Genomic DNA, 25950 nt, shown 5'->3' with positions numbered 1-25950 from the left:
GTCGCGGCGATGCGACGGTCAGGACGAGAGCAGGGGCAGACCCAGGTAGGGCCAGACCCAGAACGCGAAGATGATGAGCAGCACCAGCGACACCGGCGCGAGCAGCGCCGACATCGTGAGCAGATGTCGGGGTTCGTAACCCGGGACGTCGTCGCTCGCCGCGAACATGGCGACCGGTTTGGCCGAGCTGGTGAGAGTGATGCAGAACCCGGCGGCCGCGGTGGACAGGAAGGCCGCGGCGACCGGGTCGACCCCGACGGCCGGGGCGGTCACCACGATGATCGGGATCAGTACCGCCGAACGGGCCGAACGGGATTGGATCACCAAATGCGCGAGCAGCGAGACGATCGCCGCGACGACGACGAACACCATCGCCGCCGCCGCCGGCCCGGTCTCGGCGATGGACCCGAAAGCCTGATCCGCCAGCCACCCCGCGGCACCACTGGAGTTGAGCGCCATCCCCAGCGCGAGGGTGGCGGCCATGAACAACAGAAGCGTCCACGGGATGGTCTTCAGCGCCGCGCCCAGCGTCGTCGCGCCGACCGCCGGCGCCGATGCGGCCAGCGCGCCGAGCACCGCGACGACGGCCGGGTCGACACCGTGCAGCGGTTCTGAACACCACAGCGCCACAACCAGTCCGAGAATGACGGACACCCGTCGCTGTGCAGACGTGAGCGGTCCGGAGGTCGCCGTCCCGGTCGTCGCGAGAGCGGTCGGCGGCACGCACAGCGGACGTGCCCGCTCGGCGTGATCGGTCATCAACCACAGTGCCGCCTCGGCCGCGAGATGCGACCACACGAGGGCCAGGGGGACGCCGAGGACCGCCCAGTGCAGGAATCCGATACCGCCACCGGTTGCGGCCGAGACGATCTCGACGGTGATGAGGTGCGCGCCGGCACCCAGAAGCGATCCCACCGCCGAGAAGAGGATCACGATCGGGAAGACCAGCGCGAGGCACAGCACCAGACGGGGTCGGTCACGCAGGACCGCAGCGAGCGCGAGAAAGATCGGAAGGGCAAGGGCCGCACGGCCGGAGGTCGCCGGGATCGCGAACGTGGTCAGCAACAGGGCCGCGGTGGTCAGATGGACCAGCTGACGAGGCGTCCGGGCCCGGCGGACGACACGCGCCGACACACGAGCCGACAGACCTGACGCCGTGACCGCGGCCGCGATCACGAAAGCACCGATCAGCAACCAGATCACGCCGGAGCCGAGGGTGCCCGCGAAGGTGTTGGCGTCGATGATCCCGAAGACCACCAGAGCGATACCGCCACCCAGCGCGACATAGGTGTCATCCAGCGGCGAGAAGATCCACGCCCACACCGCGACGAGGAAGACGAGGAGGGTGACGACGGCGTCGAACGGCAACTTCCCGGTCCACCCGGCATGTCCGACGAACGCCCCGGCGCCGAGAACGACGACGAGACCGGCTGCCGCCCAGGGGGACAGCGCGCTGCCGACGGCGTCGAGGAGGGTGCGTCGTGGCGGCGGTGGCGGCGTCACCGTGCGCACGGGTGGGCGCGTCGCGTACATCGTCACCGAGCCCGGGTGATCCGGAGGTCGGTCGATCGCGTGCGGAAGGTTCATGGCGACCACTCTGCGGTGCCGGCGTGACACCTTCATGAGGCGCGAATGAAAGTTCTTTCACGGAAAGAACCAGTGAACAGACGGCAAACCCACCACCGGCTCGGGCCGGTGGTGGGTCTGCGCGGTTACCCCGGTGGGGTGCCGGATCTACTTCGGTGGCATCCGGATGCCACCGTCGACGCGGATGACCTCCGCGTTCATGTAGCTGTTGGTGACCAGCTCGACGACCATCGAAGCGAGCTCGTCGGGCGCACCCAGGCGGTGCGGGAACAGGACCGACTCGCCGAGCTTGGCCTTGAACGCCTCGGCCGCTTCGCCCTCACCGTAGATCGGGGTGTCGATCAGACCGGGGGCGATGGTGTTGACGCGGATGCCGACCGCAGCCAGGTCGCGCGCGACCGGGAGGGTCATGCCGACGACGCCGCCCTTGGACGACGAGTACGACGCCTGGCCGATCTGGCCGTCGAACGCTGCGACGCTGGCCATGTTGACGATCGCGCCGCGCTCGCCGTGGCCGTCGAGCGGCTCGTTGCGGCTCATGGCGGTGGCCGCAAGACGGATGCAGTCGAAGGTGCCGATCAGGTTGATCGCGATGACCTTCTTGTAGGCGTCGAGGTTGTGGGCCGACCCGAACTCACCGTCGCGACCGATGGTGCGCTGCGCCCAGCCGATGCCGGCCGAGTTGACCAGGGCACGCAGCGGGCCCAGTTCGGTGGCCGCGTTGACGGCGGCTTCGATCTGTTCGGTCGAGGTCACGTCGACGGCGACGAACTGTCCGCCGATCTCCTTGGCGAGTTCTTCGCCCTTGTCCGCGTTCAGGTCGGCGACGATGACCTTTGCACCCTTGGCCGCCAGCTGGCGAGCCGCAGCCGCGCCGATGCCGGACGCGCCACCCGTGACGATTGCACTAGCTCCATTGATATCCACGCCCCGGAGCCTATCGAGCGTTCTATCGCTCGGTAAAGCCCTTCGGGGAAACACCCCGCATCGAAATCCTCCACATCAGATCACCCCGCGCCGAATCACCCCGGGGTCAGACGCACTTCACGATGGGTTCGGGCGCGTAGCGGACGGTGCGGGTGGACCGATCGATCTCCCGTCCGGTACGCGCGTCCTTGATGATCCGGGTGTCCGATGCCGTGAAACCCTTGCTCCCGCTGCTCGGGATGCAGTCGTCCCCGCGCGGAACGCGGACTCGCGGCGGATCGGTGGGGGCAACCCGCTCACCCGTGACCGACTCGACCTCGAACGCCTTCGTGCCCCAGAGCCGCACCGTCACCGACGACGGCGACCAGGCGGTCTCGATCAGCACGCCATGCCGCGTGTTGTTGCGGAACTTCAGGTCGATGGCGCCTTCGAACACGGTCGCCTCCCGCGCCTCCGGGTACCGCGAGATGTAATACGCGTGTTCGGTGTGATCGACGTCCTCGAGCCCGGCGAAATACGTCGCGTTGTACAGGGTCGTCGCGAACTGGGAGATCCCGCCGCCGACCGCGTTCGACGCCCGACCGTGGTCGATGATCGTCGACTCGACGTACCCCTGCTCCGCTCCGCGCGGCCCGGTGTGCCCGTTGAGCGAGAACACCTTTCCGGGCAGGACGAGGGCCCCGTCGACCTCGGCGGCTACGAGCCGGATGTTCTCCCCGGAAGCGCTCGAGAAGCCACCTGTGGTGTACTCGCTGATCAGTTCGGTGACCCCGAGCTTGCGCGCGGCATCGGTCGTGAGCTTCGGCTCGACGTCGTCGTAGACGACCTCGACCCTGCGATCGCCGCCGTCGGCCGCCGCACTCGTGGCGACGGCGGCGAGGGTCTTCGGCCAGTTGATCGCGGCGCCGTCGACGCCCGGCACCACCTGCGGACGGCCGGACGCCAGACTGAACCTCGCGCTGACGGGGGCCCGTTGCGAGGCGTCGAGGTCGGGGGCGAGGATCTCGCGCCCCACCTTCTCGTTGGCTCGGGGAGTGAGCCCGCCGCGGCCGTCGGGCCCGAAGGTCACCATCGACGCCAGGTCTCTCGCGGGCACCTCGACCGTCCGTTTGCGGCGGTCCACGAGACTCACGGGAGCCGCGACCACCCGTTCGGCCGGTCCGGCGACGGTCACGGCCACGACCTCGGCGCTCACCGTCGGCGAGAAGGGTTCCATGGGCAGGTCGACGGGGGCACCGTCCAGCCAACGGTCGACGAGGGTCGCGGCGGCCGCGTCTCGCGCGATGCGTTCACCCTTGGCGGGCTGATCCCCGACGGGCTCGGTGCCGTCGTAGTGCACACCACCCTCGACCGCCGCCTTCTCGAGTGACGCGCGCTGGGCGTCGAGCGCCGCGTTCATCGCCGTCCGATCCAGCGTGACGACCGGCTCGACGTCGAAGTCGCGGCCGAACAGCGCGGCCAGACGGACGAGCGGATTGCGCGGTTGCTCGAGGAGACGAGCCCGCGTCGCATCGGCGTCGTATGTGAGTCCCAGCTCGGCGGGCGAGACCTCGGCCGAGCCCTCCGGCGTCCGCAAGACAACCGGTTGTCGCGAACGCGCCGTCAGCTCGTCGAGTACGGAGGTGAGTTCGGCGGAGTTCCGACCGCCCGCATCGATACCGCCGACGACGGCGTTGCGTGGGGAATCGGAGCGGGTGGCCACGAACTCCGCGGCGAGGACGAGCGTGATCACGGCGACGACGGCGAGCATGGCGCGTAGCGCGGATCGTGCTCGGCGAGAGCCTGGGGTCACAACTCCATCCATCGGGGCTGGCAGCTCGGCCGGGCTGACGACTTACCGATCAGGGGGTGGCCGCAGAACTACGGTCGGGAAAGTAGGCGCTCCGGCCGAGCTGTCGGGTCGGGGGTCTGACAGCGCAGCCGGAGCTATAGACATAATTACGCTACTTTTCGGCCGGAGGCATCCCCGGACGGCCGATTCTGTCGAATATGTGACGAAGTACCCCGATTCGTCCCACGAAAGTGAGACGGATCGGCCGATCAGTCGCCGATCCGTCTCACTTATCGGGATTCCAGCTCTCGATGATGTCCGCTTCGGGTCGTCAGCCCTCGATGATCGCGGTGACGCCCTGGCCGCCCGCGGCACAGATCGAAACCAGGGCGCGACCGCCGCCGTTCTCCTTGATCTGCTTGGCCGCCTGCGCGACGATCCGGCCGCCGGTCGCCGCGAAGGGGTGACCCGCCGCGAGCGACGAACCGTGGACGTTGAGCTTGCTGCGGTCGATCGAACCCAGTGCCGAGTCGAGGCCGAGGCGCTCCTTGCAGTACTCCTCGGACTCCCACGCCTGCAGGGTCGCGAGGACCACCGACGCGAAGGCCTCGTGGATCTCGTAGAAGTCGAAGTCCTGCAGCGTGAGCCCGTTGCGGGCGAGCAGGCGCGGCACCGCGTAGGTGGGGGCCATGAGCAGCCCGTCGGGACCGTTGACGTAGTCGACCGCGGCGGTCTCGCTGTCCACGAAGTAGGCGAGCACCGGCAGTCCGCGGTCGGCGGCCCACTCGTCGCTGGCGAGCAGTACGGTCGACGCACCGTCGGTGAGCGGCGTCGAGTTGCCCGCGGTCATCGTCGCGTCGCCGAGGGAGACGCCGAAGACCGGCTTGAGCTTGGCGAGCTTCTCCGCGGTGGAGTCGCCGCGCAGGTTCTGGTCGCGGGTCAGGCCCAAGAACGGGGTGATCAGGTCGTCGAAGAAGCCGGCGTCGTAGGCGGCCGCCATGTTCTGGTGGCTGCGGGCGGCCAACTCGTCCTGGTCGGCCCGCTTGATGCCGAATTCCTTGGCCGTGACGGCGGCGTGCTCGCCCATCGACATGCCCGTGCGGGGCTCGCCGTTGCGCGGGATCTCGATGCCGAGCTTCGTCAGCAGCTTCGCGGCGCCGAGGATCTGGTCCTTGGTGCTACGCGCCCGGTTGACCTCGAGCAGCTGACGACGCAGGCCCTCGCCCACGGCGATCGGTGCGTCGGACGTCGTGTCGACGCCACCGCCGATCGCGGCGTCGTAGCGGCCGCGGGCGATGCCGTCGGCGACCGTCGTGATGGCCTGCAGTCCGGTGCCGCAGGCCTGCTGGATGTCGAACGCGGGGGTGTACGGCGACAGCGCCGAGCCCAGCACCGACTCGCGGATGAGATTGAAATCACGGGCGTGCTTGAGCACGGCGCCGCCGGCGACCATGCCGAGCTGCTCGCCCTGCAGGTTGAAGCGGCTCACCAGGCCGTCGAGCGCGGCAGTGAACATCTCCTGGTTCCCGACCTTCGCGTACGCCTTGTCCTGGCGTGCGAACGGGATGCGGTTGCCGCCGAGGATCGCGACGGGACGATCGCTGCGGGTCTTCGGCTTGCTGGTGGGGTTGGACTGTTCGGCCACGTCGATCTCCCAAGGGTCGGGTGCGGTATCTATAGCGTATTCTTACTCATCAGTAAGTTCGTTGTCGAACGACAGTCAGAGGAGATCAACGTGGCCGCCAACGGAAACACTGGCCTGTACTCGAGCTTCGTCCATTCCGCGCCCGGCGCATTCATCGCCAAGCAGGCCGGTTTGCCCGTCCCGGCGCCGCTACGGCGCTACAAGGCCTCCGAGCCGCCGCTGCCCGGCCCCGTTCTGCTCGGCGGGTCCGGTCGGCTCGTCGAACCGCTTCGCGAGATGCTCTCGACCGAAGACTACGACCTCATCCAGAACGCCACGACCGGGCGCAGCGCCGACAAGTACGGCGGCCTCGTCTTCGACGCGACCGGCATCACCACTCCCGCCGAGCTGCGTCAACTCTTCGAGTTCTTCCAGCCCGCGATGCGCTCGACCGCGGCCTGCGCGCGGTTCCTGGTCATCGGCACCACGCCGGAGCTGGTCACCGACCCCTCCGAGCGCGTCGCGCAGCGTGCACTCGAAGGCTTCACCCGCTCGCTGGGCAAGGAACTCCTGAAGGGGTCCACCGTCCAGCTCGTCTACGTCTCCCCCGACGCCAAGACCGGGCTGACCGGCCTCGAGTCGACCGTGCGCTTCGTGCTCTCGGCGAAGTCGGCCTTCGTCGACGCCCAGGTCATCCGGGTCGGCGGCGCCGACGCCACCGCGCCGAAGAACTGGGACAAGCCCCTCGAGGGCAAGGTCGCTGTCGTCACCGGTGCCGCCCGCGGCATCGGCGCGACGATCGCCGAGGTCCTTGCCCGCGATGGCGCGCACGTGATCGCCGCCGATGTCCCGCAGGCCGGGGACGCGCTGTCGGAGACGGCGAACAAGGTCGGCGGCACCGCCTTCCCGCTCGATGTCACCGCGGCCGACGCCGGCGCGAAGCTCGCCGAGCACGCCCTCGAGCGGCACGGCGGCATCGACATCATCGTCAACAACGCCGGCATCACCCGCGACAAGCTGCTCGCCAACATGGACGACTCCCGCTGGGACGCGGTCATCGCGGTCAACCTCATCGCACCGCAGACCCTCGTCGAGACGCTGCTCGAGAAGGGTGCGCTGCGCGAGGGCGGCGCCGTCGTCGACGTGTCGTCGATCGCCGGCATCGCGGGCAACCGCGGCCAGACCAATTACGGCGCCTCGAAGGCCGGTGTTATCGGCCTCGTCGACGCCTACGCGCCGATCCTCGCCGAGAAGGGCATCACCATCAACGCGGTGGCGCCCGGCTTCATCGAGACCAAGATGACCGCGGCCATCCCGCTCGCGACACGTGAGGCCGGTCGCCTGATGAGCTCGCTGCAGCAGGGCGGTCAGACCGTCGACGTCGCCGAGACCGTGGCCTACTTCGCCAACCCGGCGAGCAATGCCATCACCGGCAATGTGGTCCGCGTCTGCGGCCAGGGATTCCTGGGGGCCTGATGGGCAAGACGATCACCCTCCCGTCCGCACCCGGCACCGCCGAGCTGTACGGCAAGGCGGTCACCGCGCTGCTGCCCGGCATCGGCAAGGCGCCACGGGTGCCGGCCGACGCCACCGCACCCGAGACGCGTTACCGGCTCGACGGCGTGCGGGTGGATTCGACTGCGCTGCAGGCGTACTGCCGCGCGACCGGGCAGCGGTTCGGCGGCACCCTGCCGTTGACGTACCCGTTCGTGCTGCAGTTCCCGGTCGTCATGAAGCTCATGACGTCCGACGAGTTCCCGTTCGGCGCCGTCGGTTCGGTACACATGACGAACACCATCGAACGTTCGCGGCCCATCGAGGTCGGTGAGCCGCTCGACATCGTCACGCATGCACAGAACCTGCGCGAGCACCGCAAGGGCATCCTGATCGACGTCGTCAGCGAGATCCGCGTCGGATCGGAACTTGTCACCACCCAGACGGCGACGTTCCTGAAGCAGCAGCGCACCAGCCTGTCCGACGAGCCGCGGGGTCCCGAACCGAAGTCGAAGACCCCGCCGCCGCCGGACGCCATCCTGGCCGTCGACCTCAAGCGGATCCGCGAGTACGCCGCCGCCTCGGGCGACCGCAACCCGATCCACATGGGCAACCTGCCGGCCAAGGCATTCGGCTTCCCCAAGGCCATCGCCCACGGGATGTGGAGTGCCGCAGCAGCTGTCGCGAACGTGGAGGCGCAGCTGCCCGACGCGGTCACCTACGACGTCAGGTTCGGCAAGCCGATCCTGTTGCCGGCCAAGGTGAATCTCTACACCCGCCGCATCGACGGCAAGGGCAACTTCGACATCGCGATCCGCGACCGTCGCAAGGGATTCCCGCACCTCACCGCGACGACGCGGGAGGGCTGAGGGCTCTCGCCTTTCGCTCCCGCGGTCTCGTTTCCGTCCCGCTTATTGGATCCAATCAGCGGATAGGAAGCGGGGCCGCGGGAGCGTTTGCGTTGCACCTCAGGTGTCGACACTTCAGGCGTCGGTACCGACGCCCTTCAGGCCGCGCCAGGTGATGCCGACGAGGAGGCTGGTGGCCCGCTCGAGGTCGACGTCACCCTCCGTGATGCGGTCGGCGACGGCCTCGGCGGCGCCGACGATCGCGACGGCGGTGAGTTCGAAGTCGATGTCGCTGTCGACCTCGACGGTCGTGCCCGCCTTGATCAGCTGGGCGACCATCTCGGTGACCCGCTGGCGGCTCTCGGAGACGATGCCGGCGAAACCGGCGGTGCCGATGGCGACGCGGTACAGCACCCGCCAGGACTGCCGGTGCTCGTGCACGAAGCGGAGGAACTCACGGATCACCGTGACGGCCTGCTCACGTTGCGACAGCGACGGGTCGAAACCGACGCTCATCGCGTCGATGAACAGACCGGACTCACGGGCGATGCACGCACTGAACAGTTCGTCCTTCGAGCCGTAGTACAGGTACAGCATCGGCTTGGAGATCTGCGCCTCGGATGCGATGGCGTCCATCGAGGTCTCGCGAAAACCGTTCTGCGCGAACACCTTGACGGCCGCATCGAGCATCTGCTGCTCGCGCACCGCGCGGGGCAGGCGCTTGGTTCCGCCCGACATGACCGCCACCTCCGTTCACGACTTCTGTTCCGTCCGACGATATCAACAACTTACCAATCGGTAAGGTGAAACCCCATTCAGACCGTCGGCGCCGGGGGACTCAGCAGGTCAACAGTTCACCACACCCTTGGATCGAAGGATTCGCACGACCTTGTCGTCGAGTCGTGCCGGCGCCAGGCGACCCGCTGACACCGCGCGTTCGAGATTGTCGAGCACCGACGAGACACGGTCGGTCGACAGCCACAGCGCGATGTCGCCGCCGGCGAGGATGAACTTCTCCACCGCCTGCTCGATCGGGTACTGGGCGCTGATCGCCGCCATGCCCGACAGGTCGTCGGAGTAGATGACGCCGTTGAACCGCGGACCGTCGTAGCCGACGCCGGTGCGCAGCATTCGGATGGCGGGCCGGCTGATGCTGGCGGGCAGTCCCTTCGTCAGACCGGGCACGATCAGGTGCCCGACCATGGCGCCCGCGGTCCCCGGGTCGCGCAACAGCGTCCGGAACGGCACGAGGTCGCTGTCCTGCAGCTCCGCGAGCGACGGAACCGTCACAACGCCGAGATGCGAGTCGCCCGACCCGTGTCCGTGACCCGGAAAGTGCTTGTACACAGGCGTGATTCCCGCGTCGGCCAATCCCGCGGCGTACGCGCCCGCGTACTCGGTGACGACGGCCGGGTCGTTGCTGAAGGACCGGTCGCCGATCACCTCGTTGTCCGATTCGTCGCTGACGTCGGCGACGGGAGCGAAGTCGACGGTGACCCCGAGCCGCTTGAGCTTGCGGCCCACATCGGCCGCGATCGCCCGCACCTGCTCGGGCGTCCTGGTCTGTGCCAGTTCGCGCGGCGACGCGTGGTCGATACCGAGCGCGGACAGGCGCGACACCCGACCACCCTCCTGATCGACGGTGACCATCAGCGGGATCGGCGAGTTCTGCGAAATACGTGCTGCCGCACCGCTTGTCAGTATCGCCTTGTCGGTCCAGCTCCCGACGAAGATCCCGCCGATCTCCTCGTTCTCGACGATCTGCTGCGCGTCGGCCGCCCCGGTGACACCGACGACGATCAGCTGCGCCAGCTTCTGGCGTACGGAGAGCTTCGCGAGTTCGCTTGCGCCACAACTGTTTGCAACCGGAACGGTCGTCGGCGACGCCGACGAAGACGTCGAAGCGAGCGACGACGCCGAGTACGAGGGAGTCGGTGGCGGTGAGTCCGGCGTCCACGACGCGCACGCCGCCAGCGCCGCGCACAGTACGGCGACCGTCCCTGTCGTCATCGCATTCCGGATCCAGTTGTCACGGATCCCTTCGCGACGAATCCGTCGGGGTCTGCGAGTTGGGCCCATGGCACGAGTCTGGCATGTAGTCTGAGCCAATGGACGTGGGGTCCGATTCGTCCGGGTCCGCCACCGCCGGGCGCGGTAGCGGCGGCAACAGTGCCGCACAAACACTGATGATCGCCTATGACGGGTCCCCGAACGCCGACCGCGCCATTCGCTACGCCGGACAATTTCTCCGCGCGCAATCCGCAGTGGTCGTCACCGCCTGGCAGCCCGGCGGCATGACGCCGGCACGTATGTCCACCCTCGCCGGCGGGATGCAGCCGTTCATCGACACCCAACTCGACGCCGGCGTCGACCAGGCCCTCGAAGACGAGGCCGCCTCGATCAACGAGCGCGGCGTGACACTCGCCGCCGAGTGCGGACTGGCCGCGCGCGGATCGCTCGTGGAAGTGGAGTCGACGGTGTGGGGCGCGCTCGTCGCCGCCGCCGAAGCGCTCGACGTCGATCTCCTGGTCACCGGAACGCGCGGGGCGTCGGGACTCAAGGCACTGCTGCGGTCCAGCGTCGCCGAGCGGGTCCTCAAACATTGCCATCGGCCGGTGTTCATCGTGCCCGCGAAGTGCGAGAAAGAACCGCAGGTCACGCTGTAGCGCAACGCTGCTGGTCGAGCGTCCCCACCTGACGGCCGAGCTAGTCGAGGTCACCAAGTGGCTTCGACACGGCGCCTCGCTGCGCTCGGAGCCGGCTCAACCAGCGGGGGTGGGGCGCCTCGACCTCGACGCGCTCCTTCGTCGCTTGCTCGGCCCGGCGGCTCCGCTCGGAGCCGGCTCAACCAGCGGGGGTGGGGCGCCTCGACCTCGACGCGCTCCTTCGTCGCTTGCTCGGCCCAGCGGCTCCGCTCGGAGCCGGCTCAACCAGCGGGGGGCGAGCCGGCTCGAGCAGCGGGGACGGGTGCCGGCTCAACCGGTGGTGGGGACCAGCTCAAACAACAGTGACGTGTCCTGATCTGTGGGATGCGTGGCCTGGACGCCACGGTGCGGGTCGGAAACGGTGTCCTCATGACTCGATCGGTGCTGATCCTCGGATACCCCGGGGTGCAGGCCCTGGACGTGACCGGTCCGGCCGACGTGTTCACCACCGCGTCGTATGCCCTCGCCGACCAGGGCGCGCAGGTCCGCTACGACCTGCGGCTGGTGTCGACGACCGGTCTGCCGGTGGGCACCGGCGTCGGGCTGGAGTTCGTCGCGCAGCCGCTGCCCGACCCGGCCGAGCCGCTCGACATCCTGATCCTCCCCGGCGGCACCGGCGTCCACGACGCCTCCCGCGACCCCGACCTCGTCGACTGGATCCGACGGGCGGCGCAACGGGCACGACGCGTCGTCAGCGTGTGCAACGGCGCGTTCCTCGCCGCCGAGGCCGGCCTCCTCGACGGCAAACGCGCGACGACGCACTGGGCCGTGACCGGGTTGCTCGCCGAGCGATACCCGTCGATCCAGGTCGACGCCGAGGCCCTGTTCGTGCGCGGCAGCGACCGGGTGTGGAGTTCCGCGGGCGTCACCGCCGGTATCGACCTCTCGCTGGCCCTCATCGAGGAGGACCACGGCACCGAGCTCGCACAGCTCGTCGCGCGGTGGCTCGTCCTCTACATGCGGCGCCCAGGTGGTCAGAGCCAGTTCGCCCCGCCGGTGTGGATGCCTCGGGCCCGGCGCACGGCGATCCGCGAGATCCAGGAACGCATCGAGGCCGAGCCGGGCCGGGTGCACCGCGTCGACGATCTCGCCCGCGACGCGTCGATGAGCCCGCGTCATTTCTCCCGCATCTTCACCGACGAGACCGGTGAGGCGCCGGGCGCCTATGTCGAACGGGTCCGGACCGACGCCGCCCGCCGGGCACTCACCCAGAGCGACGACACGATGCCGGTGATCGCCACCCGGTGCGGGTTCGGGTCGGCCGAGACGATGCGGCGCACCTTCGTCCGCCGGCTCGGCGTGCCGCCCGATCAGTACCGCCGCACCTTCCGCTAGACGCACACCCTAGAACCCACGACCCGAAAGGCATCCATGACCCAGATAGCGATCGTGCTCTACCCGCAGTTCACCGCGCTCGACTTCATCGGCCCCTACGAGGTGCTGCGAGCCCTGCCCGACACCGAGGTCAGATTCGTCTGGCACGAACCCGGGCCGGTCGTCGCCGACTCGGGCGTGCTCGTCGTCGGAGCCACGCATTCGTTCGACGAGACACCGTCGCCGGACGTCGTCCTGGTGCCGGGCGGTCCCGGTTTCCTGGCCGCCTCGCAGGACGAGAAGGTCCTCGACTGGCTGCGCGCCGTACGGCCGGGCGCCCAGTGGATGACGTCGGTCTGCACCGGTTCGATCATCCTGGCCGCAGCCGGTCTGCTCGACGGGAAGCCGGCCACGACGCACTGGTCGTCGATGGCCGGGCTGTCGCTGCACGGCGCGAAGCCGGTGACCGACCAGCGGATCGTGCGCGCCGCGCCCGACGACGACCTGGTCACCGCGGCCGGTGTGTCCGCGGGCATCGACGTCGCGCTGTGGCTGGCCGAGCAGATCGCCGGGCGTGCGCGCGCGGAGGCGATCCAATTGGTCATCGAATACGATCCGCAGCCCCATCTGGACTCCGGACATCGTTCCAAGGCGTCTGCCAAGACGATCGCGACATCGACGATGCTGCTCAGCCGCGACGTCGACAAACCCGAGATGGTGAAGTCGAGCGTGCGTCTGTTGTGGGATCGCGCCCTCACGAAAGTGCGTTCCGGACGTTGAGCTCGACACGGTGCATTCGCAGGTGTCAGCGGGTGTCACCCGGAAACGGACTCGGGCGATGGTAGTTTCATCGCCATGACCAACAACCGCCTTGTCGCCGGAGCCGTCGCCGGGGTCGCCGGCATCCTGGTGGGACTCGGCGCGGTGTTCCTCGGCGGGTTCCTGGCCTCCGAGAACAGCCCGTCCACCGATCTGAACAACATCAGCCCGAACAACGGATTCGTCCAGGGTTCGGTGGACTACGGTTCGCGCGGCGGAGCCGGCGAGACCAACTGACACCTCGACGACGCCGCCGGTCCCGGCGTCTCCTGATCGACAGCAGCCGCAACTGAGTACTCCGCCTCCGCCACCGGATCAGTCCGTACTCAGCCGACGCGGTATCGCCGTCGTCGGCGCGATCTCGCTGCTGATCTGCCTGCTGCAGTCACCGGGCCGCATCGCCGCCGACACCAAACTCGACCTCACCGCGAATCCGCTCGGGTTCCTCGCGCGCGCCGCGCATCTGTGGACGCCGAACGCACCGATGGGGCAGGTGCAGAACCAGGCCTACGGGTACTTCTTCCCCCACGGGGCGTTCTTCGCCCTGGGTGACCTTCTCGCCGTTCCGCCGTGGATCGTGCAACGCCTCTGGTGGGCGGTGCTGCTCACCGTCGGCTTCGTCGGCATCGTCCGCCTCGCCGAGATGCTGCGGCTGGGCTCACCCGCCTCGCGGATCATCGCCGCCACCGTCTTCGTGCTCAGCCCGCGGGTCCTGACCACCCTCGGCTCGATCTCGTCGGAGACCCTGCCGATGATGCTCGCCCCGTGGGTGCTGATCCCGGTGGTGCGGGCACTCGACACGCGGGCCGAGAACGCTGCCCCGCTGTGGCGGGAGGCCGCGCGTGCGTCGGCCGCGGTCGCGCTGATGGGCGCGGTCAACGCTGTTGCCACGCTCGCGGCGCTCGGCGTCGCCGCGATGTGGTGGCTGCTGCACAGCCCCCGGGACCGCCGGTGGTGGCGGTTCGGCGCGTGGACCACGCTCGGGCTGGCACTCGCCTGCGCGTGGTGGCTCGTTCCCCTGCTGATCCTCTCGCGGGTGAGTCCGCCGTTCCTCGACTACATCGAGTCGTCCCGGGTCACCACGCAGTGGACCTCGCTCACCGAGGTGCTGCGCGGGGCGAGTTCGTGGACGCCGTTCGTGTCGCCGGAGCGCGTCGCCGGGGCGGTGCTCGTCACCCAGCCCGCCGCGGTGCTGGCGACCGGGACCATCGCGGCCGCGGGGCTCGCCGGATTGTGCATGCGGCACATGCCGTTCCGGGGCCGTCTCGTCGCGATCCTGGGCGTGGGCCTCGTCCTGATGTGCGTCGGCTACGCGGGTGAACTCGGGTCGCCGGTCGCCGAGCAGGTACGCGTCTTCCTCGACGGCTCCGGCGCCCCGCTGCGCAACATCCACAAGTTCGAGCCGCTGCTCCGCATCCCGCTGGCCCTCGGTGTCGCACATCTCCTGGCGCGGGTTCCGCTGCCGGGGAGTGCGAGTCGCCGGGAGACGCTCTCCGCCTTCGCCCAGCCCCAGCGGTCGCGACCGGTCGCCGCGACCATCGTCCTGCTCGTCGCCGTGATCGGCGCCGGGTCGTTGATGTGGACCGGTCAGCTCGCGCCGGACGGTACGTACCAGGCGATTCCACGCCACTGGCAGCAGACCGCCGACTGGCTGGCCGAGCACAGCGAACGCGACGACGGCGCCCCGCCCGCCCGCGCGCTGGTCGTCCCCGGCGCCCCGTTCGCCGACCAGCTCTGGGGGCTCACCCGCGACGAACCGCTGCAACCCCTGTCCGACACCCCGTGGGCGGTCCGCGACGCGATCCCGCTCACCCCGCCCGGCGCGATCCGCGCCCTCGACTCCGTACAACGGGAGATCGCCGCGGGCCGTGGATCGCCCGGTCTCGCCACCACCCTCGCCGGGCAGGGCATCGGATTCGTCGTCCTCCGGGCCGATCTCGACCCCGACACCTCGCGGTCGGCCCGCCCGCTGCTCGCGCAACAGGCACTCGACGAGTCGCCCGGGCTCCGTCGCGTCGCCGGGTTCGGTCCGCCGATCGGGCCACCCAGCGTCCGAGGAGTGTTGCGCGACAACGGTCTACGGCCGCCGATGCCCGCGGTGCAGATCTACGCCGTCGGCGAACCGGGCGCGCCGACGACCGGCACCGGTCCGCGACTCGTCGACACCACCGGGCTCCCCCGCATTGCCGGCGGGCCCGAGGCGATCGCCGAACTGGCCGACGTCCGCGCACGCCAGGGACTTCCCCCGCTCGGACCCGTCGTGCTCGACGCCGACGCCCGCCGCGCCGGGATCGTCGACGGCCCGTTGATCGTGACCGACACACCCGCTGACCGGGAGACCGACTTCGGCCGCGTCGACGACCACAGTTCGGCGATCAGGTCGCCGTCGGACCCGCGTCGGACACAGAACGCCGTCGCCGACTACCCCGTCGACGGCCAACCACTGGTCCACGGGGAATGGTTGTTGGACAACGAGAGCGGCGAAGTCGAGGTGTCGACGTCGGGATCGGCGGCGGACGCGGTCCAGCCCGGGCAGACCTCGCCGGCCAACTCGGCGGCCGCGGCCTTCGACGGCAACCCGCAGAGCGCCTGGGTGAGCGGCGGATTGGAGACCGCGGTCGGACGATGGATGCGCATCGGTTTCACGACGCCGCGCACCGATCTCGCGGTGACCCTGACGACCGCGAAGGCGCTCGGACCTGACGTCACGAGTGCGCTGATCACCACCGAGGCGGGCAGCACGGTGGTCTCCGGTCTCGCTCCCGGCGAACCGGTCACCGTGACCGCCCCCAGCGGCCCCACCGGTTGGCTCCAGATCCGCGCGCTCCGCACCGACGACGGCACGGCGGGAAACCAATTCGCGCTCGGCGAGGTGACGGTCTCCGATCTGCGGACCGCGACGCCGTTGCGGATCCGCCACCGCGTGGTCCTGCCCGAACTCGAGGCCGGCACCGACGTGGCCCAGTGGGTGCTGTACCAGGAGCTGTCCGGGCGGGCGTCGTGCGTCTCCGACCCCGAGCGGCAGATGACCAGGTGCGCACCGGGTCTCGCACTCTCGCCGGAGACGTCGGCGGTGTTCGGGCGCGCACTCTCGGTGCCGTCGGATGTCACCGTCTCCCCCACCGCGATCCTGCGACCCCGACCCGGCGATGCTCTGGACCGGCTGCTCGCCGAAGACGACCGGGTCACGGCGCGTGGGCCCCGCCCGGTGACCGATCCTCGCGGCGGGCCCGCGGCCGCCGTCGACGGCGACCCCGGAACCTCCTGGACCGCACCGGAGATCCCGGACGAACGGCCATCCCCGGCGCGCGACGCTCGAACAGATGACGACGCAGCAGCCGACGAGAACACTCCCACCCTGGTCTTGGACCTCCCGCGCGAACAGCGGGTCGAGTCGCTGACGATCGCCGCCCCGCGGGGGTATCCCGCGGCGCCCACCGAGGTCGCCGTCGACCTCGGGACCGGTGAACAGATCCGCGAGGTGGACGAGAAGGGCATGGTGCGACTCGATCCCGCGGTTACCGACCGCATCGAGATCACCATCCGCGCACAGTCCGACCTCATCGACGTCAACAGCCTCGGATTCGCCAGTCCCGCACCACCGGGAATCGCCGAGGTCCAGGTGTTCCCGTCGCCGGCGACCGGTACGGACGCCGACCGGATCGTCGAGATCGGTTGCGACGCCGGGATCGGTCTGACCGCCGCGGGTCAGGTCGTCCGGATGTCCGTGCGCGCCACCGCGTCCGAGCTGCGCAGCGGACGGCCGGTGGTCGGGCGCCCGTGCGGCGACGGCCGGCTCGTGCTGCCCGCCGGCCAGCAGGAGGTGTCGGTCAATCCCGGCGACGCCTTCACCGTCGACGCCGTCTCGCTGGTGAACGGTGATCCGGTCTCGGCGCCCGCGTCGACGTCCCCCGCGGTGACCGAGTGGTCGCCGGTGCGGCGCGTGGTGACGGTCGACGCCGGTGCGCAACGACTGCTCGTCGTGCCCGAGAGCACCAACCCGGGGTGGCAGGCGCACCTCGACGGCACGCAGCTACGGCCGGTCGTCGTCGACGGGTGGCAACAGGGGTGGGTCGTCCCCGCCGGTGCAGGCGGAACCATCGAACTCACCTTCCGATTCGACTCGCTGTACCGGTGGGCGCTGGTGATCGGGCTCGCGCTGATGGCGCTGCTGCTCGTCGCCGCGTGGTGGCCGTCGGCGCGTCGCACCCGGGCCGGTGAACCCGTCGTGGTTCCGTCCGGGCGCAGCAACGTGCTCGCCGCGGGGGGTGCGGTGTTCGCCGCGGCGTGGCTGGTGTCCGGCTGGTGGGGACTCGCGGCCGCCGTCGTGGTCGGCACCCTCGCCGCAGCGGTACCGCAGAAGACCGGCGTCACAATCACATTCGTGGCGATGATGACCGCGACCATCGGGCTGGCGGCCGGCCCCTGGCACGCCTCGGGCGGGTACCACGGGTCGCAGTGGTGGGTTCAGCTACCGGCGCTGGTGGCGGTGTCGATGACGGCCTGGCTGGTGTTCTTCTCGGCCGTCGACGACGGTCCGTCGTCCGACGAGGCCGGCGAGGACGACGAGGCGGCCGGGACCTGGCGCACGCGATTACGACGACGGCTCTCGCGAGTGCGCAACCAGTTCCGCGTCGGCTCCTCGATGAAGGCGTAACTCGCCGCGGCGATGCCGATCGACAGGCCGAGGGTGATCACCAGCACCAAGAGGGTGTTGCCACTGAACGGCACGATGCCGAACAGCGGGAAGACCACCGCAAGGATCGCGACGTGCCAGATGAAGATCCCGTACGACCACCTGCCGAGGGCCAGCATCACCCGTGAGGTGAGGATGCGGAACGGCCCGTCGTTGCAGACGAGCGGGGCGAGCAGCGCATATCCGCAGAGCGCGCCGAGAACCATCTTGGTGGCGAACTCGATCTCGGTGACCGCGCCGAGACCGGTCGGGCCGGCGATCCTGGTGCATGCCAGCGCGTAGGCGACGACGAGGACGCCCAGCATGAGCGGGCGGTTCGCGCTGAGGCGGATCGTTCCCGCCATCCAGCGGCCCGTCCCCGACGTCCCGGATGCAGAACCCGATTCCGGTTCACGTTCGAGGACTCCGGCGATCTCGGCCAGGACCAGACCCGCGACGAACCACGGGAGGTGGCCGAACACCCAGTTCTTGGTCTCCACGCCGTCGGCCACGGGCAGCGAGGTGCCGACCCAGGCCCAGCCGAGGCTCAGCGCACCGAGGAGGACGATCGCCGGCACCCGCGCCCGCAGACGGCTCCCGCGCAGCCGCAGGAGAGCGAAGCCGATGAGCGGCAGCAGTGCGTAGAAGGCGATCTCGACCGAGAGGCTCCACATCTGGGTCAGACCGGCGGTCAGTGTCAGCGGCACGAAGACCTGCGTGAGCGTGAGGTTCGCCAGCCAGACCTGCGCATCCGCTCCCTGCGCCTCGGGGAGCAGCAGGATCACCAGCGTCACCACGACCACATAGGCCGGCCAGATCCGGACGACGCGATGGCGGAAGTACCGCGGCACCGACGGATGACCGGTCCCGCGATGCGCGGCGTCGACCCACGGTCGCCAGAGCAGAAAGCCGGAGAGCGCGAAGAACAAGGCGACCGCGAGGTCGAGACGACCGAGGACCGGTCCCAGCACGGGGATCTCGACCGCGCGGGTCTGGAAGGCCACGTGCGTGACCAGGACCCCGATCGCGGCGATGGCCCGCATGCCCTCGAGCTGCGGATAGAACCGCCGGGCGGAACCCGTTGCGGGTTCGGCGGTGGCGGGGCTGGTGGGGCCGGGGTCGGTGCTGGTCATGCTGCTGACAGGGTAGCCGGGAGGCGTTGCGTACCCTCGCCACCATGTCCTCGCCGTCCTCCTCGTCGCACCCGGAGCCCCATCGCTGGTCGACGGCGGACCTCGCGGGACCGACGCTGATCTTCGTCGGCGCGTTCCTGCTCGCGGTGACGATCGCGCTGCCCACCCTGCTCGTCGGCGGGTTCCGCACGATCCCGCTGAGCACCGACTTCACCACCGTCGCCACGGCCGACGACGCGACGATCTTCGACCGGTGCTCGCTGGAGACCCGGAGCGCCCGTACCGTCGGCGCCGACCTCGTCCGGCAGCAGCGCGTCGTGGCGGTGCAGCCGTCCGACGAACACCGGGTGACGCTGCAGGCCGGTACGTCGATCCAGGCCGAGAAGCTGCGCATCGACGATCGCGAGGTCGACCCCGGTGATCCGCGCCCCGGTGTCGATGCCGATGACCCGTCACAACCGTGCAACGAGGCGACCGTGAATGCCATCAAGGATCGGGTCACGCTGGACCGGAAGAACGCGCTGCCCCGACTCGCCGCCCGCGGGGCGTCGGAGATCCAGTACGACAGCGGTCAGGCCGCGGTGCTCGTCCCGGACCGTAGCGGCGTCACCTATCTGCTGCCCTTCGACACGGCGATCGCCGACCGCGAGTTCTTCGACCCGATCACCCGCACCACCGTGCCGTTGGTCCACGACGGTGACACCGAGGTGCAGGGTCGCGACGTCGCACGGTTCCGCGCCGAGGTCCCCGACACCGACCTCGCCCGCGAAGCGCTGGGTCGACCGGTCGGCACGAATGTCTCGATCACGCGTCCGGCGTCGTGGTTCGGGTTCGGCGGCTCGAGCCGGCCGTTGACCGCGAGCCTCCATCACCGGAGTTCGTGGGATCTCGCCGTCGACACCCGGACCGGCACCATTGTCGACGCCACGATCACCGTCGACGAGGCGTACCGCTTCCCCGACGGCATCCCCGGCGTCCCGGCCGACTTCGAATTGCCGCATCTGCGCGCGACTTTCGGCTACGACGACGACACGCAGGCCCGGATGACGGACCTGTCCGACGATCTCGCGTCCCCGATCCTGATCTGGGGCCGGCTCGTACCCATCGGCACCGGGGTCCTCGGGGTCGTGGCTCTGCTGGCCGGGTTGATACTCACCAATCCGGCCTGGCTGCCCGCCCGGTTCCGGCGCCGAAGCGGCGCGGAAACCGTTGGCGAGCAACCGGAGTGACGGGGACCGCCGTCAGGACGTCGACTCGGCGGCGAGCCTGCCGAGGGTGTCGTTCAGCTGGTGCTCGGTGACGAGCGGGAACTTGACCTTCTCGAGCAGGTTCTTGTCGGTGACCTTCGACCAGTCGTAGGTGTGGCGCACCAGCGTTTCGTTCGGACCCTGGGACTCCAGCTCCCACAGCCATTCCCACCCGGGCGGCTCGGTGCCGGCGGGGGCGGTCTGCCATGCCAGCAGCTTGTCCTTGGCGTAACCGGTGACATGGTTGTCGGTCTTGTAGTCGCCGCCCATGTGGTCGCCCGACATGTTCATCGTGAACACGTCACCGACCTGCTGGATGCGATCGGCGTGGTCCACGCCGCGGATGAAACCCGAACCGTCGAGCGCCTGATGCCGTTCGGGATTGGAGAGGACGTCGAACACCGCGTCGACGGGCGCCTCGATCGTGCGTTGGACAGTGACCTGTGTGCTCTCGTTGTCGCTCATGACACAACACTGCCGAAACTTCGGGCACTCGGCAACGTCCGACCTCAACTCAGCGCGCGACCGCCCACGTCCCCAGCGCGGCGATCGTGGCGGCCACGGCCGCGGTGCCCGCGACCCCTACCACCGAGCCGGTGAGGGTGACGATGACCAGCACCTCGGCGCCCACGACCAGCCAGGTGCCGAGTGCCACGCGCGTCCGGTCGCGCGCGATCGCCGACAGTAAAACGACCTGCAGGACTGCGAGCGCGGCGCCGATGTAGGCGAAGAGCCACAGGATCGGCACCAAGGCGTCGTAGCCGTCCCCGAAGACGAACGGGACGACCGGGCCCGCCGCGCCCGCCAGCACGGTCAGGACGACCCCGATCCCGGCGACCACCGTCACCGCCTGACGCAACGAGGCCGACGACCGTGCTGGGTCGGCGAGACGCGGATAGAAGACGACGCCGATCGCCTGCGGGAGCCAGAAGGCCACCTTCGTCGCGATCGCGCCGAGGGCGTACACACCGACCTCCTCGGCGTCGAGGACCCGGGGCGAGAGCAGCAGGTCGATCGACGACGCGACGATCAACACCAACTGGACCTGCGACGCGCGGACCACGCTGAGCACCCCGGCGGCTCCCGACGGCGTCCGCCCCGGCCGTCCGGACCGTGACATCGACCAGACCACGAGCCAGACGACGGCCGCCGACGCGGCGGCACCCAGCGTCCCGGCCAGCAGCCCACCGGCCGGTCCGGCGCCGGCGGCGAATGCCCCGATGATCGGCATCGATCGTGCGACTCCGACGACGGCCAGCACCCAGGACAGCGCCCGGAACTCGCCGCGTCCCTGCAGAATGCCCTGACCTGCGGCGATGAGCGCCAGCAGCGGCGCCGAGGCGAGTGCTGCGGCCGTCGTAGCGACGTCGGTGCGCAGCAGCAGCCCGACCAGCGGGGTGGCGACGACGGTGAGTACGACGACCCAGCACGTCGTCACCACACCCAGCGCGCGGAGCCGTCCCTCGTCACCGCCGAGCACGACCTCCCGGGCGATGACGTTCTGCAGCGCCATCGCCGGCACGCCCAGCACGAGCATCGCCGACAGCAGCACCGCGAACTCGCCGTATTCGCTGACGTCGAGGAAGTGCGCACTCGCGACGAGGTGCACCACGTACATGCAGACGTTGGCCACCATCGACCCGATCGCCACCGACCCGACGGCGCCGACCGTGCCCGTCGTCCGACGCGTCTGCTGCATGGACCAAGTGTGCCGATCGCACCGCGGCGGTCTCGCGCGGGGCGGGCACGAGGTAAGCGAGCCGGGTTTTGCACGGGCAGTCGGGCATAGGCAACGATGGGAAGGCTGTTGCCGAGCGCGGGTCCCCCCGATCGCGCGTGTCCACCGGACCGAGAGACCGTGATGTACGACGACAACCCCACCTACGACGCCGAGTCGACCGACATCGGTTCGCGCATCGACCCGGTGCTGGCCCGGAGCTGGCTGCTGGTCAACGGCTCCCACTACGCCAAGTTCGAGCCGGCCTCGCGTTCGCGCGCCGACATCGTCGTGCTGGACATCGAGGACGCGGTGGCTCCCAAGGACAAGGTCTCCGCGCGCGACAACGTCGTCCGCTGGCTCGGGCCGAAGGACGGCACCGCCGGTCCCGGCGCCGGAGACTGGGTTCGCGTGAACGGATTCGGCACACCGTGGTGGGCCGATGATCTCGAGGCGCTGTCGCAGACCGCCGTCGGCGGGGTGATGCTGGCGATGGTCGAGTCCGTCGACCACGTCACCGAGACCGCCAAGCGACTGCCCGGCCTGCCGATCGTCGCGCTCGTGGAGACCGCGCGCGGACTGGAACGCATCAGTGAGATCGCAGCCACCAAGGGCACGTTCCGTCTCGCGTTCGGTATCGGGGATTTCCGCCGCGACACCGGCTTCGGCGAGAACCCGCAGACCCTGGCCTATGCCCGTTCGCGTTTCACGATCGCCGCGAAGGCCGCCCACCTGCCCAGCGCCATCGACGGCCCGACGGTCGGTTCCAGCGCGCTCAAGCTCAGTGAGGCGACCGCGGTCAGTGCCGAGTTCGGCATGACCGGCAAGATCTGCCTCACCCCGGGCCAGTGCGCGCAGGTCAACGAAGGACTGTCCCCCTCTCAGGACGAGATCACCTGGGCGCGCGAGTTCTTCGCCGAGTTCGAGCGCGACGGCGGCGAGATCCGCAACGGCTCCGACCTGCCGCGGATCGCGCGGGCGACCAAGATCCTCGACCTGGCGCGGTCGTACGGCATCACCGAGTCCGACTACGACGACGACCCGGTGCACGCCCCCGCACCATCGGACACCCACCACTTCTGATCGGCTCGCCGCGGTGACTCCCCGACGACTGTTGCCGGTTCTGTACGGCACCGGTGTCGCTGCGGCCGCGGTGATCCTGGCGCCGCTGCTGCCCGGCCTGATCGGGGCCGGCGACCGGTACCTGCTGTACCGCGATGCGGTGTCCACGCCGCGCACCCATGTCACGGACACCACGCTCGGGATCGGTGACCTGCCGCCCCGCGCCGTGCCGCAGGACTGGTTCCTCGCGATGGTGAGCACCGTCATCGACGGCGGGATCGTCGTGCTGGCGGTCCTCGCCGCCTCCCTGGTCTGCGCAGGCGTCGGGTACGGACGTCTGGCAGCGCGCCTGGTCCCGGGCGCCGGGCGCACCGGTGCCGCGGCGGCCACGCTCGTCTCGGTGTGGAATCCGTTTGTCGCCGAACGTCTTCTCCAGGGCCACTGGAGCCTGCTGGCGGGTTATGCGGCACTGGGGTGGATTCTCGTCGCGGTTCTGGATCTGCGGGAGCACGCCCGGCTGATTGAGCCGGCACCGAGCGAAGCGAGGAGCCGAGTCACTCCGCTGGTTGAGCCGGCACCGAGCGAAGCGAGGAGCCGAGTCGAAGCCACCCGGCGACCGGACCCCCGAGCAAGCACCGTCCAACTTCTTCAACTGGGCGGACTGTTCGCGGTCGCAGGCTTGACCCCCACTGGTTCTGTCCTCGCCGCAATCACTCTGGCAACGGCGCTCGTGGCCCGTCCGTTCGGTCTGCGACCCACGGTGGCCGTTCTCACGCTCTGGCTCCTCAGCACACTGCCGTGGTTGCTGACGGCTTCCATCTCCGACGCCCCGACCACGTCCGCGGCCGCCGGGGTGGAGGCATTCGGTGTGCGGTCCGAGCCGTGGCTCGGCCCCGTGGGTACGGCCCTGTCGCTGGGCGGGATCTGGAACGCCGACGCGGTGCCGGCGAGCCGGACCATCGGGTGGGCCGCGGTGGCCACCCTCGGCCTGCTCCTCGTCGTCGCGGTCGGCGCCGGTCACCTGTGGCGTCGTCGTACGGAGTCGGACCCGCTGGTGCGCGCCATCGCCATGCTCGCGGCGGTGACCGCGATCGCGTTGATGCTGAGCACTTTCGGACCGGTCCGCACCGGCCTGGGGTTCGTCGTCGAGCACGTCGGTGGCGGCGGACTCCTGCGCGACACGCAGAAGTTCGCCGCACTTCTCGTCCCGGCTGTGGCGGTGTGTGTGGCAGCGGCCGTGGCAGCGGCGAGGCGTCGGGTCCCGTCTGGTTTCGCGTTCGCCGCGGTCGCACTGCTCGCGGTCGCGCCGCTCCCCGACCTGGCGTGGGGGGTCGGCGGTGCGGTGCGCGCGATCGACTATCCMGACGAGTGGCGGCAGGTCGCCGAGATCGTGCCGCCGGACCGGGGTTCGGTCGCCCTGTGGCCTCCCGGCACGGTGCGTGAGTACCCCTTCGCGCGCGATCCGTCGCTCGATCCCGCCGCACGGATGCTGCGGGCGCCGGTCGTCGAATCCGGTGAACTCCGGGTGGACGGCGAGGTGATCGACCCGGCCGGGGAGCATGCCGCAGCGGTGACGCGGGTGCTGGAGTCCGGCGGCTCACCGGCAGCGCTCGCCGAGCTCGGCGTCGGGTGGGTGCTGGTCGAGAACGGTTCTCCGCCTGGCCAACTCGCGGACGCCGGACGGCTCGTGTTCGACGGGCCGGATCTGAGGCTGTATCAGGTGGGCGACGCGGCGGATCGCTCCGCCGACGCCACCGACCGTGCGATCGCCATCGGTGCGCACCTCGTATGGGCCGCGCTGCTCATCACCGGCCTCGTCGGTCTCGGCGTCGGTGTGATCAGCGGCGCGCGTCGGACAGCACGGCGTCGAACGTCGCCATGAACCCGTCGCAGGTCGCCGACCACGAGTAGCGGCTGGCCGTGGTCTGCGCGTTGCGGCCGAGTCGATGCGCCTCGTCCGGGTTGTCGATGAGTTTCCTCGTTGCGCTGGCCAGTTCGTCGACACCGTCGACGAGGAGCCCGGTACGCCCGCCGTCGATGGAGTCGGCGAGTCCGGCGGCGCTGCGATAACCGATCGTCGGGACACCGTGCTGGGCGGCTTCGACGACAGCGAGGCCCCATCCCTCCTTGCGCGACGGCATGAGGTGGACCCGGGCCCGGGCGAGCAGTTCGTGCTTGCGGCGTTCGTCGACGTGGCCGTGGAAGGTGACCGCGTCGGTCACCGCGAGGTCGGCTGCGGCGCGGTGCAATTCGTCCGACCACCAGCCACCACCGATGACATCGAGACGGGCGTCGACACCGTCGCGACGCAGCCGGGCGAGTACGGTCAACGCGTCCTCGACCTGCTTGTGGGGCACCAGCCGCGACAGTACGCAGAGTCGTACCGGCACACCGGGAGTCGACGCCCCGGTGCGCGCGGGCGCCTCGATGCCTTGAGGTACCGGATCGATCCCGTTGCGCACGACCGCGATCCGCCCGGCATCGACCCCCAGCGCGACGAGTTCGGACTTCGACGGCGTCGAGACCGTGACGTATCGGTTGCGCCGATGGACGCGCGGCGAGACCCGCGACTCGAGGAACCACCCGATGTGGCCGAGCAGACGGCCGGCGACCGGCCACTGCTCGCGATGACAGTGATGGACGAGGACGACCGTCGGAGCCGGTGAGACGAGCGACGAGAAGAACGGGACACCGTTCTGGGTGTCCACGACGACGTCGGGGCGGCACCCCGACAGCGGGCCGAACCCGAGCCGGCCCGCGACGATGGTCGCGAGCATGAGCGGATACACGCTGATCCGTCCGCCGGCGCGGAAGAACCGCATGCCGTCCCGGTGCTCGTGGCGCAGCGACCCCGGGTACGCGGACGTGAGGAAGGTGACGTTCGCGCCGCGTCGAGCCAGTTCGGCGCCCACCCGTTCCAGGTAGGTCTCGCTGCCGCCGCCCTGAGGGTGGCGGGTGTCCCGCCAGCACAGGAGCAGGATGTTCGACGGTGTGCGCATGTTGTCCGTCAGCCTACCGACCAGGCCG

At 69.9% G+C, this 25950-nt stretch carries 19 protein-coding genes and 1 pseudogene; 10 read left to right on the top strand and 10 right to left on the bottom strand.

Features of this window, described 5'->3' with window-relative positions:
* Positions 1 to 18: 18 nt before the first annotated feature.
* The 4 genes from A9310_RS09485 to A9310_RS09470 all read right to left on the bottom strand — a co-directional run bounded on the left by A9310_RS09485 (position 19) and on the right by A9310_RS09470 (position 5930).
* Complete coding sequence (locus A9310_RS09485) at positions 19 to 1587, bottom strand: SLC13 family permease (protein WP_065630355.1); 1569 nt, start codon at positions 1585 to 1587, stop codon at positions 19 to 21.
* 147 nt (positions 1588 to 1734) lie between these two features.
* Positions 1735 to 2514: an SDR family NAD(P)-dependent oxidoreductase gene (locus A9310_RS09480; protein WP_058252218.1), complete on the bottom strand. Its 780-nt coding sequence runs from the start codon at positions 2512 to 2514 to the stop codon at positions 1735 to 1737.
* Positions 2515 to 2620: 106 nt separating this feature from the next.
* Positions 2621 to 4264 carry a VanW family protein gene (locus A9310_RS09475; protein ID WP_065630354.1) on the bottom strand — a complete coding sequence of 548 codons (1644 nt, stop codon included), beginning with the start codon at positions 4262 to 4264 and terminating at the stop codon, positions 2621 to 2623.
* A 352-nt stretch (positions 4265 to 4616) separates the two neighbouring features.
* Positions 4617 to 5930, bottom strand: coding sequence for an acetyl-CoA C-acetyltransferase (locus A9310_RS09470; RefSeq protein WP_065630353.1), 1314 nt, complete (start codon positions 5928 to 5930; stop codon positions 4617 to 4619).
* 90 nt (positions 5931 to 6020) lie between these two features.
* Here A9310_RS09470 and A9310_RS09465 point away from each other — a divergent pair, with 90 nt between their 5' ends.
* Both A9310_RS09465 and A9310_RS09460 read left to right on the top strand, forming a co-directional pair.
* Positions 6021 to 7385, top strand: a complete 1365-nt coding sequence (locus A9310_RS09465; RefSeq protein ID WP_065630352.1) for a 3-oxoacyl-ACP reductase — start codon at positions 6021 to 6023, stop codon at positions 7383 to 7385.
* Entirely contained in the window at positions 7385 to 8272 is an 888-nt protein-coding gene (locus tag A9310_RS09460) for a MaoC/PaaZ C-terminal domain-containing protein (RefSeq protein WP_065630351.1), read from the top strand. Before A9310_RS09465 ends, A9310_RS09460 begins: the two co-directional genes overlap by 1 nt.
* A gap of 114 nt (positions 8273 to 8386) precedes the next feature.
* On the opposite strand, the gene A9310_RS09455 is transcribed toward A9310_RS09460, so the two are convergent.
* Both A9310_RS09455 and A9310_RS09450 read right to left on the bottom strand, forming a co-directional pair.
* On the bottom strand, positions 8387 to 8989 hold the full coding sequence (locus tag A9310_RS09455) for a TetR/AcrR family transcriptional regulator (protein WP_058252311.1): 603 nt from the start codon (positions 8987 to 8989) through the stop codon (positions 8387 to 8389).
* A gap of 108 nt (positions 8990 to 9097) precedes the next feature.
* Positions 9098 to 10261 carry a glycoside hydrolase family 3 N-terminal domain-containing protein gene (locus A9310_RS09450; RefSeq protein WP_065630350.1) on the bottom strand — a complete coding sequence of 388 codons (1164 nt, stop codon included), beginning with the start codon at positions 10259 to 10261 and terminating at the stop codon, positions 9098 to 9100.
* A 98-nt stretch (positions 10262 to 10359) separates the two neighbouring features.
* Here A9310_RS09450 and A9310_RS09445 point away from each other — a divergent pair, with 98 nt between their 5' ends.
* The 5 genes and pseudogenes from A9310_RS09445 to A9310_RS26575 all read left to right on the top strand — a co-directional run.
* Entirely contained in the window at positions 10360 to 10917 is a 558-nt protein-coding gene (locus A9310_RS09445) for a universal stress protein (RefSeq protein ID WP_065630349.1), read from the top strand.
* A 408-nt stretch (positions 10918 to 11325) separates the two neighbouring features.
* Positions 11326 to 12291 (top strand): GlxA family transcriptional regulator, encoded by a 966-nt coding sequence (locus A9310_RS09440; protein ID WP_065630446.1) that lies wholly within the window; start codon positions 11326 to 11328, stop codon positions 12289 to 12291.
* Positions 12292 to 12327: 36 nt separating this feature from the next.
* Positions 12328 to 13050: a DJ-1/PfpI family protein gene (locus A9310_RS09435; protein ID WP_065630348.1), complete on the top strand. Its 723-nt coding sequence runs from the start codon at positions 12328 to 12330 to the stop codon at positions 13048 to 13050.
* 75 nt (positions 13051 to 13125) lie between these two features.
* The gene (locus A9310_RS09430; protein WP_004023745.1) at positions 13126 to 13326 is read left to right on the top strand and encodes a DUF2613 domain-containing protein; all 201 of its coding nucleotides are present in this window, start codon (positions 13126 to 13128) and stop codon (positions 13324 to 13326) included.
* Between the two features lie 52 nt (positions 13327 to 13378).
* Positions 13379 to 15493: pseudogene (locus A9310_RS26575) on the top strand (DUF3367 domain-containing protein); the annotation flags it as partial.
* Between the two features lie 2063 nt (positions 15494 to 17556).
* On the opposite strand, the gene A9310_RS25080 reads toward A9310_RS26575, so the two are convergent.
* The gene (locus A9310_RS25080; protein ID WP_083207320.1) at positions 17557 to 18897 is read right to left on the bottom strand and encodes an acyltransferase; all 1341 of its coding nucleotides are present in this window, start codon (positions 18895 to 18897) and stop codon (positions 17557 to 17559) included.
* 44 nt (positions 18898 to 18941) lie between these two features.
* On the opposite strand from A9310_RS25080, the gene A9310_RS09420 reads away from it, so the two are divergent.
* A complete protein-coding gene (locus A9310_RS09420) occupies positions 18942 to 20126 on the top strand; it encodes a DUF3068 domain-containing protein (RefSeq protein WP_065630346.1) in 1185 nt (394 codons plus the stop codon).
* A gap of 12 nt (positions 20127 to 20138) precedes the next feature.
* Here A9310_RS09420 and A9310_RS09415 read toward each other — a convergent pair whose 3' ends face one another.
* Both A9310_RS09415 and A9310_RS09410 read right to left on the bottom strand, forming a co-directional pair.
* Positions 20139 to 20609 carry an SRPBCC family protein gene (locus tag A9310_RS09415; protein ID WP_065630345.1) on the bottom strand — a complete coding sequence of 157 codons (471 nt, stop codon included), beginning with the start codon at positions 20607 to 20609 and terminating at the stop codon, positions 20139 to 20141.
* 49 nt (positions 20610 to 20658) lie between these two features.
* Entirely contained in the window at positions 20659 to 21843 is a 1185-nt protein-coding gene (locus A9310_RS09410; RefSeq protein ID WP_065630344.1) for a polysaccharide biosynthesis protein, read from the bottom strand.
* A gap of 162 nt (positions 21844 to 22005) precedes the next feature.
* Here A9310_RS09410 and A9310_RS09405 point away from each other — a divergent pair, with 162 nt between their 5' ends.
* Together A9310_RS09405 and A9310_RS09400 are read left to right on the top strand one after the other, a co-directional pair.
* The gene (locus A9310_RS09405) at positions 22006 to 22944 is read left to right on the top strand and encodes a CoA ester lyase (protein WP_058252230.1); all 939 of its coding nucleotides are present in this window, start codon (positions 22006 to 22008) and stop codon (positions 22942 to 22944) included.
* Between the two features lie 13 nt (positions 22945 to 22957).
* Complete coding sequence (locus A9310_RS09400; RefSeq protein WP_065630343.1) at positions 22958 to 24805, top strand: hypothetical protein; 1848 nt, start codon at positions 22958 to 22960, stop codon at positions 24803 to 24805.
* On the opposite strand, the gene A9310_RS09395 is transcribed toward A9310_RS09400, so the two are convergent.
* Positions 24762 to 25922, bottom strand: a complete 1161-nt coding sequence (locus A9310_RS09395) for a glycosyltransferase family 4 protein (protein WP_065630342.1) — start codon at positions 25920 to 25922, stop codon at positions 24762 to 24764. The two genes, A9310_RS09400 and A9310_RS09395, sit on opposite strands and share 44 nt — an antisense overlap.
* Between the last annotated feature and the right edge of the window lie 28 nt (positions 25923 to 25950).

It is taken from the genome of Gordonia sp. UCD-TK1 (assembly GCF_001691435.1).
Lineage (GTDB): Bacteria > Actinomycetota > Actinomycetes > Mycobacteriales > Mycobacteriaceae > Gordonia > Gordonia hongkongensis.
This window is presented reverse-complemented; position numbering and strand designations above follow the sequence as displayed.